This is a genomic window from Pseudomonas sp. TH41 (assembly GCF_016650695.1).
In the GTDB taxonomy this organism is placed as follows: Bacteria; Pseudomonadota; Gammaproteobacteria; order Pseudomonadales; family Pseudomonadaceae; genus Aquipseudomonas.
Genome location: NZ_JAEKFH010000003.1, coordinates 2883627 through 2899341, shown reverse-complemented (window position 1 = coordinate 2899341; position 15715 = coordinate 2883627). Strand labels below are relative to the sequence as shown.

16 protein-coding genes are annotated in these 15715 nt (G+C 60.3%); 2 read left to right on the top strand and 14 right to left on the bottom strand.

Annotated features, from left to right (window positions below; translation table 11 throughout):
• Window positions 1-25: 25 nt before the first annotated feature.
• The 13 genes from JFU37_RS15930 to JFU37_RS15870 all read right to left on the bottom strand — a co-directional run bounded on the left by JFU37_RS15930 (window position 26) and on the right by JFU37_RS15870 (window position 12586).
• Window positions 26-973 carry a S66 peptidase family protein gene (locus JFU37_RS15930; protein WP_201116127.1) on the bottom strand — a complete coding sequence of 316 codons (948 nt, stop codon included), beginning with the start codon at window positions 971-973 and terminating at the stop codon, window positions 26-28.
• Window positions 974-1134: 161 nt separating this feature from the next.
• Entirely contained in the window at window positions 1135-2157 is a 1023-nt protein-coding gene (lipA, locus tag JFU37_RS15925; protein ID WP_410017333.1) for a lipoyl synthase, read from the bottom strand.
• 1 nt (window position 2158) lies between these two features.
• Complete coding sequence (gene lipB / locus JFU37_RS15920; RefSeq protein WP_201116126.1) at window positions 2159-2806, bottom strand: lipoyl(octanoyl) transferase LipB; 648 nt, start codon at window positions 2804-2806, stop codon at window positions 2159-2161.
• Complete coding sequence (locus JFU37_RS15915; protein WP_201116125.1) at window positions 2806-3081, bottom strand: DUF493 domain-containing protein; 276 nt, start codon at window positions 3079-3081, stop codon at window positions 2806-2808. The genes lipB and JFU37_RS15915 overlap by 1 nt, the downstream gene beginning before the upstream one ends.
• Before the next feature lie 80 nt (window positions 3082-3161).
• The gene (locus JFU37_RS15910; protein WP_201116124.1) at window positions 3162-4319 is read right to left on the bottom strand and encodes a D-alanyl-D-alanine carboxypeptidase family protein; all 1158 of its coding nucleotides are present in this window, start codon (window positions 4317-4319) and stop codon (window positions 3162-3164) included.
• A 181-nt stretch (window positions 4320-4500) separates the two neighbouring features.
• The gene (locus JFU37_RS15905; protein ID WP_201116123.1) at window positions 4501-5511 is read right to left on the bottom strand and encodes a septal ring lytic transglycosylase RlpA family protein; all 1011 of its coding nucleotides are present in this window, start codon (window positions 5509-5511) and stop codon (window positions 4501-4503) included.
• The gene (gene mltB, locus JFU37_RS15900; protein ID WP_201116121.1) at window positions 5511-6521 is read right to left on the bottom strand and encodes a lytic murein transglycosylase B; all 1011 of its coding nucleotides are present in this window, start codon (window positions 6519-6521) and stop codon (window positions 5511-5513) included. The genes JFU37_RS15905 and mltB overlap by 1 nt, the downstream gene beginning before the upstream one ends.
• A 17-nt stretch (window positions 6522-6538) precedes the next feature.
• Window positions 6539-7642, bottom strand: coding sequence for a rod shape-determining protein RodA (gene rodA / locus JFU37_RS15895; protein WP_201116513.1), 1104 nt, complete (start codon window positions 7640-7642; stop codon window positions 6539-6541).
• Window positions 7643-7673: 31 nt separating this feature from the next.
• Window positions 7674-9569, bottom strand: a complete 1896-nt coding sequence (gene mrdA, locus JFU37_RS15890; RefSeq protein ID WP_201116119.1) for a penicillin-binding protein 2 — start codon at window positions 9567-9569, stop codon at window positions 7674-7676.
• 10 nt (window positions 9570-9579) lie between these two features.
• A complete protein-coding gene (gene rlmH, locus JFU37_RS15885) occupies window positions 9580-10047 on the bottom strand; it encodes a 23S rRNA (pseudouridine(1915)-N(3))-methyltransferase RlmH (protein WP_007937439.1) in 468 nt (155 codons plus the stop codon).
• 9 nt (window positions 10048-10056) lie between these two features.
• Window positions 10057-10551 (bottom strand): ribosome silencing factor, encoded by a 495-nt coding sequence (gene rsfS, locus JFU37_RS15880; protein WP_201116118.1) that lies wholly within the window; start codon window positions 10549-10551, stop codon window positions 10057-10059.
• Between the two features lie 72 nt (window positions 10552-10623).
• On the bottom strand, window positions 10624-11313 hold the full coding sequence (nadD, locus tag JFU37_RS15875; RefSeq protein WP_201116117.1) for a nicotinate-nucleotide adenylyltransferase: 690 nt from the start codon (window positions 11311-11313) through the stop codon (window positions 10624-10626).
• Window position 11314: 1 nt separating this feature from the next.
• On the bottom strand, window positions 11315-12586 hold the full coding sequence (locus tag JFU37_RS15870) for a glutamate-5-semialdehyde dehydrogenase (RefSeq protein ID WP_201116116.1): 1272 nt from the start codon (window positions 12584-12586) through the stop codon (window positions 11315-11317).
• Between the two features lie 189 nt (window positions 12587-12775).
• Here JFU37_RS15870 and JFU37_RS15865 point away from each other — a divergent pair, with 189 nt between their 5' ends.
• Both JFU37_RS15865 and JFU37_RS15860 read left to right on the top strand, forming a co-directional pair.
• Window positions 12776-13471 carry a DNA-3-methyladenine glycosylase gene (locus JFU37_RS15865; protein ID WP_201116115.1) on the top strand — a complete coding sequence of 232 codons (696 nt, stop codon included), beginning with the start codon at window positions 12776-12778 and terminating at the stop codon, window positions 13469-13471.
• A 153-nt stretch (window positions 13472-13624) separates the two neighbouring features.
• Window positions 13625-14941: a bifunctional DedA family/phosphatase PAP2 family protein gene (locus JFU37_RS15860; protein WP_201116114.1), complete on the top strand. Its 1317-nt coding sequence runs from the start codon at window positions 13625-13627 to the stop codon at window positions 14939-14941.
• Between the two features lie 174 nt (window positions 14942-15115).
• On the opposite strand, the gene JFU37_RS15855 is transcribed toward JFU37_RS15860, so the two are convergent.
• A complete protein-coding gene (locus JFU37_RS15855; protein WP_201116113.1) occupies window positions 15116-15706 on the bottom strand; it encodes an LON peptidase substrate-binding domain-containing protein in 591 nt (196 codons plus the stop codon).
• Window positions 15707-15715: the final 9 nt, after the last annotated feature.

The following is a 15715-nucleotide window of genomic DNA, read 5'->3' as shown; positions in this document are numbered from 1 at the left end:
CTGCGATCTTTTTGCGTCAACCCTATTACTTGATTACAACATCCTGCTCCAACACCAACTCTTTTTTCCCCGCATCCAATCTGACCAACGCCCCCATCGGCAACGTCAGGTTCGGATCGCAATGCCCGCTGCGCCACCCGGCCAACACCGGAATTCGCAACGATTCGAAGGTTTGCTTGAGCAGTCGCTCCAACGCCGCCGTTTCAACCCCTGCCACATCCCCCACCAGAACCCCACGCAGCTTGCCCAACGTCCCTGCCAGGCGCAGATGCGTCAGCAACCGGTCGATGCGATAGAGCGGCTCGTTGATGTCCTCGATAAACAGAATGACGCCTTCGGCATCAATCTCGTAAGGCGTGCCCAGGGTCGTGGCAATCATTGACAGATTGCCCCCCAGCAAGCGCCCGTGAGCGATGCCAGGCTCGATGGTGGTCAACGGGTAGGCCGCCGGGTGCGTCAGCACGCTGCCCGCCTTCACCTGCCCCCGCAGCATGTTGAAAAATGAAGACTCGGTTGGTTTTTGCTTGTCACCCAGCAGGTCAGCGTTCAGTAGCGGACCGTGAAAGGTTACGAAACCCGCATAACGGCTGATCGCCACATGCAGCGCCGTGATGTCGCTGTAGCCGATGAACGGCTTGGCGTTGCGTCGCAGCAACTCGAAATCAATGCGGTCGAGCAACCGTGGCGTACCGTAACCGCCACGCAGACAAATGATGGCGTCGACCTCGCTGTCGGCGAACGCTGCGTGCAGGTCATTGAGCCGCACATCGTCACTGCCGGCCAGATAGCCTTCCTGCTTATACACGCCGGGGAAAATCCGCAGCGAATAACCGCGAGCGCGCATCCAGGCGATGGCTTTATCGGTGTCCAGCGAAGCGGGACCGGCGGGCGCAATGACGCCGATCAGTCCTTCCAGCGGCAAGGCCGGTACAGGAACGTGTGGACAAAGGGTGTGGGTCGGTCGAACGGTCATCCATGAATCTCCCTGCGTGAAAGCGTCAAGCACACAGTAGTCAGGAACGGGGACAAACAGAAGAGGGTCAGTCGCCCCGCAGGTTGCAGGAAAAGACTGTCATTGCCGCCAGCGAGGCAAAAAATGCCCGCAAGGCCCAAAGGCCTTGCGGGAGGCTTGGATCAGGACGACATCAGCTCGGCTTTAACCAGCTTCGCCTGCTCGTCGGCATGGTACGAGGAACGTACCAGCGGGCCGGAAGCGACGTTCTTGAAGCCCATCTTGTAACCTTCCTCGGCAAACCAGGCGAAGGTGTCCGGGTGCACGAAGCGCTGGACCGGCAAGTGGCTGCGGGACGGTTGCAGGTACTGGCCCAGGGTCAGCATGTCGATGTCGTGTTCGCGCATGCGCTTCATGACTTCGATGACTTCTTCGTCGGTCTCGCCCAGACCCAGCATCAAGCCGGATTTGGTCGGAATGTGCGGCATCATCTGCTTGAAGCGCTGCAGCAGGGTCAGCGACCACTGGTAATCCGACCCCGGACGCGCTGCCTTGTACAGGCGCGGCACGGTTTCCAGGTTGTGGTTGAACACATCTGGCGGCTCGGCGGCGGTGATTTCCAGCGCGACGTCCATGCGGCCACGGTAATCCGGCACGAGGGTTTCAAGCTGCACGTTCGGCGACAGCTTGCGGATCTCGCGGATGCAGTCGGCAAAATGCTGGGCACCGCCGTCACGCAGGTCGTCGCGGTCAACCGAGGTGATCACTACATACTTCAGTTTCAGGTCGGCGATGGCGATGGCCAGGCTTTCCGGCTCGTTGACGTCCAGTGGCTTCGGACGACCGTGGCCCACGTCGCAGAACGGGCAACGACGGGTGCAGATGTCGCCCATGATCATGAAGGTCGCGGTGCCACCGGAGAAGCACTCGCCCAGGTTCGGGCAGGACGCTTCTTCGCACACGCTGTGCAACTTGTGTTTGCGCAACAGGGCCTTGATGCGGTCGACTTCCGGGGAAACCGGGATGCGTACGCGAATCCAGTCAGGCTTCTTCGGCAATTCGGTGGTCGGGATGATCTTCACCGGGATGCGTGCAACCTTCTCGGCGCCGCGCAGCTTGACGCCGGCTTCAACCTTCGCACGCGGGGCCGGACGCTCAGTGACATCCTGCGTCGGGATCATGGTTTGCACTGCATCAGTAGTCATATCAGTCGATTCCGCCCGTTAGGGTCGTCTGCTCAGCATAGTCGAGGTGTTTGACGAGCTGCGCGCGCAGCCGGGCACTTACCTCGGCAAATTCAATCGATCCTGCGTGATCGCGCAGCTGGGTCATCGCCAGCCCCGCATAGCCGCAGGGATTAATCCGTCGAAACGGTTCCAGGTCCATATCCACGTTCAAGGCAAGGCCATGAAAGGAACAACCGTGGCGGATCCGCAGACCCAGTGAAGCAATTTTCGCCCCGTCGACGTAGACACCCGGCGCATCCGGCTTGGCTGCGGCAGTAACGCCATAGCTGGCCAGCAACTCGATCAGGCAAAGCTCCATGCGGGTGACCAGGTCACGCACGCCGAAACCCAGCTTGCGAACGTCAAGCAACAGGTAAGCCACCAATTGGCCTGGACCGTGGTAAGTCACCTGACCACCGCGATCAACCTGCACCACCGGAATATCCCCCGGGAGTAACAGGTGTTCAGCCTTGCCGGCCTGCCCCTGAGTGAACACCGGTGGGTGTTCCACCAGCCATATCTCGTCCGCGGCATCAGCGCCGCGTTCGTTGGTGAAGCGCTGCATGGCATGCCAGACCGGCTCGTAAGCCATCTGGCCGAGCTCGCGAAAGCCCAGCGTGCCAGACATCACAGCACCATGTGCACGAAACCGGTCGCTCGCAGTTCGCTGTTGATGTCGTACAGCTGTTCTTGGCCGGTGGCGATGATGTGCAATTGGATAGTCGTGTACTTGCCGTTGGTGCTCTGGCGTTCGGCCAGGGTGTTGTGGTCAACGGTCGCGTGTTTCTCAAGGATTGCAATGATCTTGTCCTTGAAGCCCACGCCGGTATCGCCGATCACCTTAATAGGGTAATCCGCGCAGGGGAATTCGATCTTTGGCGCCTTTACTTCGGTATCTGTCATGGCGTAACGGCCTCGTAAGCCGTGGCAACGAACATAGCCCCGCTCCGGACTGGAACGGGGCCATGCAAGTCCACACTAATTCAGTTGAACAAGCCGTAGAAGAATAGACGGATGCTATCCCACATGCGGCGGAAGATACCACCCTCCTCGACAGCGTCCAGGGCGATGAGGTCAGCGCTGTGCACCACCTTGTCGTCCAGTTTCACTTCGACTTTACCGATCACGTCGCCCTTGGCGATTGGCGCAACCAGTTGCGGGTTCATGGTCATGCTGGCAGCAAGCTTTTTCAGCTGGCCTTTTGGCAAGGTCATGGTCAGGTCTTCAGCCAGGCCGGCCTTGACTTGATTGGTGGTGCCTTTCCAGACAGGGGCCTGAGCCAGCTCGGCGCCTTTCTGATAGAAGGTCTGGGTTTCGAAGAAGCGGAAACCGTAAGTCAGCAGCTTCTGGGTTTCGGAGGCGCGAGCCACTTCGCTGTTGGTGCCGAACACCACGGCGATCAGGCGCATGCCATCACGCACGGCCGAAGACACCATGCAGTAGCCGGCTTCGTCGGTGTGGCCGGTTTTCAGACCATCAACGGTCTTGTCGCGCCACAGCAGCAGGTTGCGGTTAGGTTGCTTGATGCCGTTCCAGAAGAACTCTTTCTGCGAGTAGATCGCGTAGTGAGCCGGGTCTTCGTGAATGATCGCGCGAGCCAGCACTGCCATGTCGTGAGCCGACGAGTAGTGCTCAGGGTTTGGCAGACCGGTCGGGTTCATGAAGTGGGTGTTGGTCATGCCCAGGTCGGCCACGGTTTTGTTCATCAGGTCGGCGAACGCGTCTTCGCTGCCGGCGATGTGCTCGGAGAGCGCAACACTGGCGTCGTTACCCGACTGAATGATGATGCCGTGCAGCAAGTCGCTGACAGTGACTTGCGAGCCAACCTTGATGAACATCCGCGAACCGCCGGTGCGCCAGGCGTTTTCGCTGACGGTGACCGGGTCGTTTTCGCCGATCTGGCCACGACGGATTTCCAGGGTCGCGATGTACGCGGTCATCAGCTTGGTCAGGCTGGCCGGAGGCAGACGCTGGTCACCGTTGTTTTCAACCAGCACGTTGCCGCTGCTGGCATCCATGAGCACGTAGGCCTTGGCGGCCAGTTGTGGTGGCGACGGCATCATCTCGACCGCGAACGCGGCGGGTGAGAGGAGCAGCGGGACTAACAGGAACAGGCGTTTGGCAAAGGTGGTGATGTTCATCCGTCTCTCGAAATCGCTAATGGAAACTGCCCAGGGGCAAAACTAATCAGACAGCTTTCTAACGAGCTGTCGCGTGTTCAGTTGTTCACTCAGAACCCTTGCCGGGCTTTTGTTCTTCAACGAGCCAACAACCCGGTTCACCCCCCAAACTGCAAGCGAACCGTCAATCAAGTACTACGTTTTACTCGGCGGTGACCAGGCTCGGCGAACCGAGATTGGCCATTCGCACGCTGTTCTGCACCTGCTGGATTTCACCCTGAGAACCGATCGGTCCCAGGCGCACCCGATGCAGGGTCTGTTGATTGCGCACGATCGAGCTGATGAACACCGGAGCGCTCACCATCCCGCTGAGCTTCGATCTCAGGAGTTCTGCAGCGTCCGGGTTGGCGAACGCGCCCACCTGCAGATACTGGCCAGAGGCTGGTACCGAAGCGTTTTTCTTGGCATCGATCTGCACCGGTACTACGGCCGCGGCGTGTTGCTGCGGCGGTGGAGTCCATTGTTCGATCTTGCCGGCCGAAGCCGTAATCATCGGGGCGCTATTCTGCGCGACTTGCGGCTCGTTGAGCATCAAAGGCGCCGGACGGCCTTTTTGTGCCCAATACGCTTGCGGATCGATGCCCTCGACCTTGACCCGGGCGGTGCCGATTTCGGCGTAACCGAGCTTTTTGGCGGCGGCATAGGACAAGTCGATGATCCGGTCCGAGTAGAACGGCCCACGGTCGTTGACCCGCAGGATCACGCTTTTGTTGTTGTCCAGGTTGGTCACCCGAACGTAACTTGGCAGTGGCAAGGTCTTGTGAGCAGCGCTCATGCCGTATAGGTCATACACCTCGCCATTGGCGGTGTTCTGACCGTGGAACTTGGTGCCATACCAGGACGCCGTGCCCGAGGCGACGTAGGTCTTGGAGTCTTGCAGCGGGAAGTAAGTCTTGCCCAGCACGGTGTACGGGTTGGCTTTATAAGGACCGGTGTGCAGGGTCGGCGTGGCATCCGGGATGCGCGAGACGTCAACATCCCACCAGGGTGCGCCGTCCTTGTGAGCCCGGTTGATGTCCAGACCCGGTGCAGAGCGCACGGCGGTGGAAGACTTCTGCGTCGGCGAGCGGCTGGTCGAACAACTGGCGACCAGCACTGCCAGCACGGCGAATGCCATCAGCTTCAGGGGTTTATTCATAGGCAATGCCCGCATTACTTGACGCCCCGTGCTTGGACCAGCTGTTCAGACAGTTGATGGACCGCCATGGCGTACATCACACTGCGGTTATAACGCGTGATCGCGTAAAAATTCTTCAGGCCCATCCAGTATTCGGGGCCATTATCGCCTTCCAGACGGAAAGCCGTAACTGGCATATCATCGCGCAGCGCATCATGACTCGACCAGCCCAAGGCTCGCAACTCCCCGACGGTTTTAGTCGGCTCGATGCCAGCGGTCAACCCTTCATCGACCTGATCGCCACGCACATCGGCGCGGCTGACCACCGGTTCGCCCGCCACCCAGCCATGACGCTTGAAATAACTGGCGACGCTGCCGATGGCATCGTCCGGATTGGTCCAGATATTAATGTGGCCGTCACCGTCAAAGTCCACCGCATAAGCCCGGAAACTGCTTGGCATGAATTGCGGCAAGCCCATGGCGCCGGCGTAGGAACCTTTGAGGGTCAGCGGGTCAACCTGTTCCTCGCGCGCCAGCAGCAGGAACTCGCGCAATTCCTTGCGGAAGAAATCAGCACGGGGAGGATAGTCGAAACCAAGGGTCGATAACGCATCGATCACACGATAATTGCCGGTATTGCGGCCGAAAAAGGTCTCAACGCCGATGATCGAGACGATTACCTGAGCCGGCACGCCGTATTCCTGTTCAGCGCGGGCCAGTACGGCCTCGTGCTGACGCCAGAAGTCGACACCACGGGCGATGCGCGCGTCGGTGATGAACATCGGGCGATATTCGTTCCACTGCTTGACCCGCTCGGCAGGTTTCGAGATCGCGTCCAGAATCGACTGTTTGCGCTCGGCTTCGCGGAACACGCCCATCAGCTGTTCACCGGCAAAACCGTAGTCGCGGGTCATTTCACCGACGAATTCGGCCACCTGGGGTGTGCCTTCGTAATCGCCGGCCAACGCTTCCTGCGCAGTGCCAAGGATGCTTACCAGGCCGACCCACGGCGCATTTCGAGTCGCCCAGCCACGCATTACTTGCATTGAAATCTTCACCTTATTCAAACCTGTGCGATCCACTTACGATGGGTATGGATCGACATCAAAACCCCAAACGCTGACAGCAGCGTTACCAGCGAAGTTCCTCCGTAGCTAATGAACGGCAACGGCACCCCCACCACCGGCAACAGGCCACTGACCATACCGATGTTGACGAAAACGTAAACAAAAAACGTCATGGTCAGGCTGCCAGCCAGCAATTTGCCAAACAATGTCTGGGCCTGGGCGGTAATCACCAGCCCGCGACCGATCAACAACAGGTAAATCAGCAGCAAGGCGCAGATGCCCACCAGGCCGAATTCTTCGCCCAGGACCGCAATAATGAAGTCGGTGTGGCTTTCCGGCAGGAAGTCCAGGTGCGACTGGGTTCCCAGCAGCCAGCCTTTACCGAACACGCCGCCGGAGCCGATGGCGGCTTTCGACTGAATGATGTTCCAGCCCGTGCCCAGCGGATCGCTTTCAGGGTCGAGGAAGGTCAGGATTCGTTGCTTCTGATAGTCGTGCATGATGAAAAACCACATCGCCACGGCCACCGGTATGGCAGCGGCTAGCACGCTGAGAATCCAGCGCCAGCGCAGGCCGCCCATGAACAATACGAATGCGCCACCGGCGAGAATCAGCAGCGAAGTGCCGAGGTCCGGCTGACGCACGATCAGGATGAAGGGCAAACCGATCAGAAACAGACTGACGCCCACGTGCTTGAGCTGCGGTGGCAACGTACGCTTGGACAAATACCAGGCGATGGTCGCCGGCATCAGGATCTTCATGAATTCCGAAGGCTGGAAACGGATCACCCCGGGAATGTTGATCCAGCGCGTCGCGCCCATGGCGTTGTGGCCCATGACGTCCACCACCACCAGCAACAACACGCCGAGCACATAACCAACGGGCACCCAGCGGGCCATGAAACGCGGTTCGAACTGGGCAATGACGACCATCGACACCAGGCCGATGCCGAACGAAGTGGCTTGCTTGGCCAGCAGATCCCAGCTCTTGCCGCTGGCCGAATACAGCACGAACAGGCTGCCGGCGGCGAGGGTCAGCAGCAGGATCAGCAACGGACCGTCGATGTGCATGCGTTGCAACAGCGTCGCACGGCGACGCATCACATCCTCACTGGAGAGGATGCGATCGAAATTACTCTTCACGGGCCGTAGCCTCCGCACTGATAGGGCTGGCGTATTCGGCTTTCAATCGGCCGTCCTGGTCCAGGAGCCAGGCGTCCATGACTTGCCGCACCACAGGCGCGGCGACACCGGAACCGGACTCGCCGTTCTCGACCATCACCGACACCACGATTTGAGGGTTGTCGGCCGGCGCGAAGCCGACGAACAAGGCGTGGTCGCGGTGGCGCTCCTGCACCTTGGAACGGTCGTACTTCTCACCCTGCTTGATCGCGACCACCTGGGCCGTACCACTTTTGCCGGCAATCCGGTATTGCGCGCCGATCGATGCCTTGCGCGCCGTCCCCCGGGCACCGTGCATCACCTGCTGCATACCGTGATTGACCTTGTTCCAGTCGGACGGGTCGCGCAGGATGATGTCCGGCATCGGATTTTCATCCTTGGGCTTCTCGCCTTCGACAGTCTTTGCCAGGTGCGGACGGTTCCACACCCCTTTGTTGGCCACCAGCGCCGTGGCCTGGGCCAGTTGCAGCGGAGTCGACTGCATGTAGCCCTGGCCGATCCCCAAAATCAGCGTCTCGCCCGGAAACCACGCCTGACGACGGGTTGCACGCTTCCACTCCCGGGACGGCATCAGCCCCGGAGACTCTTCGAACATGTCCAGGGAAACCTTCTGGCCGATCCCGAACTTGCCCAGGTAGGTCGACAGCCGATCGATCCCCAGCTTGTGGGCCAGGTCATAGAAGTAGGTGTCGTTGGACCGCATGATCGCCGTGTCCAGATCCACATAGCCGTCGCCGGTGCGGTTCCAGTTGCGATATTTGTGATCGTAATTGGGCAGCATGTAGTAGCCGGGATCGAAGACCCGGGTCGACGCGGTGACTACACCCGAATCCAGGCCGGCAATCGCCACCGCCGGTTTAATGGTCGAACCCGGCGGGTACAGACCGCGCAGCACCCGGTTGAACAGTGGCCGGTCGATGGAGTCGCGCAGTTCGGAATACGCCTTGAAGCTGATGCCGGTGACGAACAGGTTCGGGTCGAAACTCGGCTGACTGACCATCGCCAGCACTTCGCCGGTTTTCGGGTCCAGCGCTACCACGGCGCCACGACGCCCACCGAGTGCAGCTTCGGCGGCCTCCTGCAATTTGATGTCCAGGCTCAGGACGATGTCCTTGCCGGGAATCGGATCGGTACGCTTGAGCACCCGCAACACGCGGCCCCGAGCGTTGGTCTCGACTTCTTCGTAACCCACCTGACCGTGCAGCTCGGGCTCGTAGAAGCGCTCAATGCCGGTTTTACCAATTTGATGGGTGCCGCTGTAACTCACCGGATCGAGCGACTTCAGCTCTTTCTCGTTGATCCGCCCCATGTAACCCACCGAGTGCGCAAAATGCGCGCCCTGCGGGTAGTGACGAACCAGCTGCGCGACCACTTCCACACCCGGCAGACGGAACTGGTTCACCGCGATACGGGCAATCTGCTCCTCGGTCAGCTCGAACAGGATCGGCACCGGCTCGAACGGCCGACGCCCCTGACGCATGCGTTTCTCAAAGATCACCCGATCCTCGGGCGTCATCTCCAGCACTTCCACAATCACGTCGAGCACTTGCTGCCAGTCGCCGGAGCGCTCGCGGGTCATGCTCAGGCTGAAGCTGGGCCGGTTATCGGCCACCACCACGCCATTGCGGTCGAAGATCAGCCCGCGAGTCGGCGGAATCGGCTGCACATGGACGCGATTGTTTTCCGACAGGGTCGAGTGGTACTCGTACTGGATCACCTGGAGGAAATACAACCGCGCAATCAGCACGGCGATCAGCGTCACGACCGCAATAGCCCCGAACACGACGCGGCCACGCACCAGACGGGCGTCTTTCTCGTGGTCCTTGATGCGGATCGGCTGGGACATGAGGGCAGAACTACTTGTGGTAAGGGTGGCCGGACAGAACTGTCCAGGCACGGTACAGCTGTTCGCCGATCAGAATCCGCACCAGCGGGTGCGGCAACGTCAACGGCGATAACGACCAGCGCTGATCAGCCCGCGCGCACACCTCCGGCGCCAGCCCCTCGGGGCCACCGACCATGAAGTTCACCGTGCGCGAGTCCAGCCGCCAGCGATCGAGTTCGACCGCCAATTGCTCGGTGCTCCAGGGCTTGCCATGAACTTCGAGGGTGACGACGCGCTCGTTCGGGCCGACCTTGGCCAGCATGGCTTCGCCTTCCTGACGGATAAAGCGCGCCACGTCGGCGTTCTTGCCACGGGTGTTGAGCGGTATTTCCACCAGTTCCAGCGCCAGCTCGGACGGAAGACGCTTGGCATATTCATGCCAGCCTTCTTCCACCCATTTGGGCATGCGTGAACCGACGGCGATCAGTCGCAGTCGCACAGCGGTCCCTTATTGCTGGTCTTTGTTGAGCTTGATGAAGTGCTCATGGGTGTTTTCCGGGCTGTGGTGAGCCGCGTTCAGAGCACGGCTCTGTTCTGCACCGGACCACAGACGCTCCAGGTCGTAAAACTGACGAGCCGAGGCGGTCATCATGTGGACGATGACATCATCCATGTCCAGCAGCACCCAATCGCTGTCGCCCTTGCCTTCTTCACCCAGCGGCTTGACGCCCAGGGCTTTGACGGCTTCGCGAACCTTGTCCAGCATCGCGCCGATCTGGCGGTTGGAGGTACCGGTGGCGATGATCATGTAGTCCGTGATGCTCTGCTTTTCACGAACGTCGATCACCTGGATGTCCTGGCCTTTTACGTCTTCCAGGGCGGCTACGGCAACCTTGACCAGCTCATCACCCTTCAGGGGCTCGGTGCTGAGAACCGGCTCAGGCAGCGGGGCGCTCTTGAACGTGCCTTTGCGCTTTACTTTAGTTACGTCTTTGTTCGTCATATAAAACTCGTTTTGCTCGTATGTTCGGGCGCTTCAATACACGTCATTTCGTGCTTTGAAGCGCGCCCTTTTTCAGTTCGACGCACGGTAAAGTCCGTGCGCATCGATGTAGGCCAGGACCGCGTCGGGCACCAGGAAACGTACCGACTTACCGCTGGCCAGCAGTTGACGGATCTGGGTGGCGGATACCGCGAGCGGCGTCTGCCAGACGAATGCAATCTGTCCACTCGGCCCTTTGAGGGCCAGCGGGTCGCTCACCGAGCGCGCCGCCAACAGATTGCGCAAGGCATCCGGCGGTTCGCTGTCGGCATCCGGGCGTTGCAGCACCAGGATGTGGCAATGCTGGAGCAACTCTTCCCAGCGGTGCCAAGTGGGCAGGCCGCAAAATGCGTCCCAGCCCAAAAGTAGAAAAACCTGGTCTTGCGCGGCCAGTTCGGCGCGCATCAGTTCCAGGGTGTCGAGGGTGTAGGACGGCTTGTCCCGCTGCAATTCGCGAGCGTCCACCACCAACGGTGCCACGCCGGCCACCGCACACTCGACCATCGCCAGCCGGTCTTTGGCCGACACCTGCGGCGTATCCCGATGGGGCGGCCTGGCACTGGGTGTCAGGCGCAGCTCATCGAGCGCCAGCGATTCGGCGACTTCCAGCGCACCGCGCAAATGGCCGATGTGCACCGGATCGAAGGTTCCGCCCAGCACGCCAATGCGGCGGGGTTGCTGCTCGCTGGCGGTCACTGGGGCTGACGGGTCTAAGTCGCCCAAGTCAGACCGACTCCTGACCGCGCAACTGGCCATCACCGACCACGATGTACTTCTCGCAGGTCAGACCTTCGAGACCCACCGGGCCGCGGGCGTGCAGCTTATCAGTAGAAATGCCAATCTCGGCACCCAATCCGTATTCGAAGCCATCGGCGAAACACGTCGGCGTGTTGATCATCACTGACGATGAATCGACTTCAGCCACAAAACGCCGGGTGTCGCCCTGGTGTTCGCTGACAATCGAATCCGTGTGATGGGAGCCATAGGTGTTGATGTGTTCGATGGCCTGGTCCAGCCCGTCGACGACTTTGATCGAGAGGATCGGCGCCAGGTACTCAGTGCTCCAGTCTTCTTCAGTGGCCACTGCGGCATCGATGATCGCGCGGGTACGCTCACAACCGCGCAGCTCGACGCCCTTTTCACGGAACTGTGCCGCCATCGACGGCAGGAAATCCTTGGCCACCGATTGATCCACCAACAAGGTTTCCATGGCACCGCAGATGCCATAACGGTAGGTCTTGGCGTTGAACGCGATGCGCTGGGCTTTCGGCAGATCGGCGTGGGCACTGACGTAAACGTGGCAAATGCCGTCCAGGTGCTTGATCACTGGCACGCGGGCGTCGCGGCTGACCCGTTCGATCAAGCCACGGCCGCCACGGGGCACGATGACGTCGACGTACTCAGGCATGGTGATCAGCGCGCCAACGGCTGCGCGATCAGTGGTTTCGACCACTTGCACCACGGCGGCCGGCAAACCGGCCTCGGCCAGACCGCGCTGGATACAGGCGGCAATGGCACGGTTGGAATGAATCGCCTCGGAACCGCCACGCAAGATGGTCGCGTTACCCGACTTCAGGCACAGGCTGGCCGCATCAATGGTCACGTTCGGCCGCGATTCGTAAATGATCCCGATCACACCCAACGGTACGCGCATCTTGCCGACCTGAATCCCCGACGGCCGGTAGCTCATGTCGCGGATTGCGCCCACCGGGTCTGGCAATGCCGCGACCTGACGCAGCCCCACGATCATGCCGTCGATACGGGCCGGAGTCAGCGCCAGACGTTCCAGCAAGGCAGGTTCCAGACCATTGGCGCGTCCCGCCGCGAGGTCCAGCTCATTGGCGGCCGTCAACTCGGCGCGTGCAGCGTCCAGCGCATTGGCAGCCGCCTGCAACGCGCGGTTTTTTTGCGCAGTGCTGGCACGGCCAATGACGCGAGAAGCCTCGCGGGCAGCGCGACCCAATCGGGTCATGTAGTCAAGAACGGACTCAGTCATGGTCTGTGATGGTCTTTGCTAAGGTCTTGGTAAAGAGTAAAGCGGCAGATTATAGCTGTCGCGTCCCCTGACTAACAGCGGTGACGGGCGGATGGTCGAAATGGAAGGCAATTTGCCGACGTTCAGCCGTGATTAAGCCGCAAATTGTTATCATCACCGCTCAATCAGCCCTGATAAACCTCGTTCATCATGACTAACCTGACTGTTCCTGCGTCCGCTACTTGCCTGCCCAAGGGACTTGCGGACGCGTTTTTTGACCGAGATGCTCAAACACTGGCGCGTGATTTACTCGGCAAAGTCATCCGCCACCGGGTCGCAGACCTATGGCTCAGCGCGCGAATCATCGAGACCGAAGCGTATTACTGTGAAGAAAAAGGCAGCCACGCCTCCCTCGGCTACACAGAAAAGCGTAAGGCTTTGTTTCTGGATGGCGGGCACATTTATATGTATTACGCCCGGGGTGGCGACTCACTGAACTTCAGCGCTCAAGGCGCGGGCAATGCGGTTTTGATCAAATCCGCTTATCCGTGGGTCGATGAATTGAGCGGGCCGGCCAGCCTGGCGCAGATGCTGTTGAACAATCCTGATGCCCAAGGCCGCCCTCGTCCGTCACAAAAACTCTGTGCGGGTCAGACGTTGCTCTGCAAAGCGCTGGGGTTGAAGGTGCCGGTTTGGGACGCCAAGCGTTTTGATCACGAAGTCCTGCTGGTGGAAGATGTCGGTTCGTCGCCCGCCCACATCATCCAGACCACGCGACTGGGCATTCCCCATGGGCGCGATGAGCATTTGATGTACCGCTTTGTCGATGCGGCTTACGGGCCCTATTGCACGCGGAACCCGCTGCGACGGGGGCAGGTCGAAGGTCGCGATTATTTTTTGCTGTGAACACAGCCCCTGTAGGAGCGAGCTTGCTCGCGATGGTGGGTCAGCCAAATCCATGTAGCTGACCCACCATCGCGAGCAAGCTCGCTCCTACAGGGGGGATCTTCGATGTTTTGAGATCGCGTTCGTCCTTGAACATTCAATGGAGTTGTATTTATGGGCCCATGGCTCGATAGCGTGACCGGTTGGTTGACGGTCAACCCGCAATGGCTGGCAGCGGCAGTGTTCATCGTGGCCTTCGTGGAGTGCCTGGCAATTGCCGGGTTGATCGTGCCCGGCACGGTGCTGCTGTTCGCCGTGGCAGTACTGGCCGGCAGTGGTGCGCTGTCATTGAGCGAGACGCTGTTGCTCGGGTTCGTCGCCGGCATACTGGGCGATGTCGTGTCCTACTTCATCGGCCGGCATTTCCATCAGAACATCCGACGCCTGCCCGGCCTACGTCATCACCCGGAATGGATCGCCGGCGCCGAAGCGTATTTCCAGCGCTACGGTATCGCCAGTTTGCTGGTCGGGCGTTTCATCGGTCCGTTGCGCCCGATGTTGCCGATGGTCGCCGGGATGTTCGACATGCCCTTTGCGCGGTTCGCCGCCGTCAGCCTGCTGGCCGCTGCGGGCTGGAGCGTTGCCTACCTGCTACCGGGCTGGGCCACGGGCGCGGCGATTCGCTTGCCGTTGCCGGAGGGTTTCTGGCCGCAAGCCGGGATTGTCGTGGGCAGCATTGCCGTCATGGTGGGTTTGAGCGTCACCAGCAGCCTGCGCCGTCATCGCAAAGCGACAATGCTGATTACCGGCATGAGCTTTCTGATTCTGGCGGGATTGTTTATCGGCTATCCCCATTTAACCGCCCTGGACCAGGGCGTGATGACCTTGGTACAGGAACACCGCAGCCCGATGCTCGATGAAGTGGCCGTTGTTCTCACGCTGATCGGTGAGTTTCGCAACATGCTGATGTTCAGCGCCCTGCTGACCGGCTTGCTGTTGCTCATGCGGCAATGGCGGCAGGCGATTTTCGCCGGCAGCACCCTGCTCTGCACGGCGCTGGCCAATACCGCGACCAAGCATTTTTTTGCCCGCCTGCGCCCGGAAGTGCTAAGTGATCCGCTGGCCAGCTACAGCATGCCCAGCGGCCACGCTTCCGGTTCCTTCGCACTGTTTCTGACGCTCGCCGTACTCGCCGGCCGCGGACAACCGCCACGGATGCGCCTGACCTGGCTGCTGCTGGGTTGCTTGCCGGCACTGTCGATTGCCCTGTCGCGGGTTTACCTGGGCGCGCATTGGCCGACGGATGTGCTGGCCGGCGCGATGTTGGCGGCATGTGTCTGTGCTGCGAGCCTCTGGCTGAGTCAGCGTCAGACGCCGCTTAATGCCATGCCACCCAAGGTCTGGTGGTTGGTATTGCCGGCGCTGGTGGCGTTGTTTGGCTTTTTTGCTCTGCGACATTTGCCGCATGCGATGTTGAGATACGCCTACTGAAGATCAAAAGATCGCAGCCACCTGTAGGAGCGAGCTTGCTCCGGGCGGCGTTCCGACGAATGACTTGAGAGCAACGCGTTCATTCAGGACGAACGCGTTATCGTTAACGTCCTTCGTCGGAACGCCGCCCGGAGCAAGCTCGCTCCTACAGGTGGCTGCGATCTTTAGCGTTCGTCAGGCAAACAACTCACCCTGCAACTCGTCCAGCAACGCCTGTATCGCATCCAGTCGCTGCTGCGGATCATCGAGTTGCAGCAAGTCGATCTTGTCCACTTCGGCAAATGGCAACAGGTACGCCAGTTGGTTGGCCAGCGATTGTTGTCCGGTCGCTTCGGTGCCCATGTTCAGCGCCTCGACCATCGGGTGTTCGGCCAAGGCCTTGAGCAAGGCCACCAGATCGGCGTCCTCGTCCTGCAAAGGTTGCTCGGGTTCGTCCTCCAGCCACTCGACCTCGGCGAGGGTTAAATGGTCGCGCTGAACCTCGGCACTCAATACGTGGAAACGCCGACCGCCCTGGACACGAATCCCCAGCAAGCCATTCTCCTGCTGCTTGAAATCGGTGATCAGTGCTTCGCACCCGACCAGCGCATAACCCGCCGGGGCGATGCCGACTTCTTCGCCGTCGAGGATGCACACCACGCCGAAGCCGCCGCCCTGTTTCATGCAGCGACTGATCATGTCCAGGTAGCGCGCCTCGAAGATCTGCAAATCGAGGATGCAGCCAGGAAACAGCACTGTGTTCAGCGGGAAAAGCGGCAAGCTCATAGACATTTC

Excerpts from the sequence above, each read along its gene's own strand:
- JFU37_RS15930 (WP_201116127.1), bottom strand. The coding sequence starts at position 973 with ATGACCGTTCGACCGACCCACACCCTTTGTCCACACGTTCCTGTACCG.
- lipA (WP_410017333.1), bottom strand. The coding sequence starts at position 2,157 with ATGACTACTGATGCAGTGCAAACCATGATCCCGACGCAGGATGTCACT.
- lipB (WP_201116126.1), bottom strand. The coding sequence starts at position 2,806 with ATGTCTGGCACGCTGGGCTTTCGCGAGCTCGGCCAGATGGCTTACGAG.
- JFU37_RS15915 (WP_201116125.1), bottom strand. The coding sequence starts at position 3,081 with ATGACAGATACCGAAGTAAAGGCGCCAAAGATCGAATTCCCCTGCGCG.
- JFU37_RS15910 (WP_201116124.1), bottom strand. The coding sequence starts at position 4,319 with ATGAACATCACCACCTTTGCCAAACGCCTGTTCCTGTTAGTCCCGCTG.
- JFU37_RS15905 (WP_201116123.1), bottom strand. The coding sequence starts at position 5,511 with ATGCGGGCATTGCCTATGAATAAACCCCTGAAGCTGATGGCATTCGCC.
- mltB (WP_201116121.1), bottom strand. The coding sequence starts at position 6,521 with ATGCAAGTAATGCGTGGCTGGGCGACTCGAAATGCGCCGTGGGTCGGC.
- rodA (WP_201116513.1), bottom strand. The coding sequence starts at position 7,642 with ATGCGTCGCCGTGCGACGCTGTTGCAACGCATGCACATCGACGGTCCG.
- mrdA (WP_201116119.1), bottom strand. The coding sequence starts at position 9,569 with ATGTCCCAGCCGATCCGCATCAAGGACCACGAGAAAGACGCCCGTCTG.
- rsfS (WP_201116118.1), bottom strand. The coding sequence starts at position 10,551 with ATGACGAACAAAGACGTAACTAAAGTAAAGCGCAAAGGCACGTTCAAG.
- JFU37_RS15870 (WP_201116116.1), bottom strand. The coding sequence starts at position 12,586 with ATGACTGAGTCCGTTCTTGACTACATGACCCGATTGGGTCGCGCTGCC.
- JFU37_RS15865 (WP_201116115.1), top strand. The coding sequence starts at position 12,776 with ATGACTAACCTGACTGTTCCTGCGTCCGCTACTTGCCTGCCCAAGGGA.
- JFU37_RS15860 (WP_201116114.1), top strand. The coding sequence starts at position 13,625 with ATGGGCCCATGGCTCGATAGCGTGACCGGTTGGTTGACGGTCAACCCG.
- JFU37_RS15855 (WP_201116113.1), bottom strand. The coding sequence starts at position 15,706 with ATGAGCTTGCCGCTTTTCCCGCTGAACACAGTGCTGTTTCCTGGCTGC.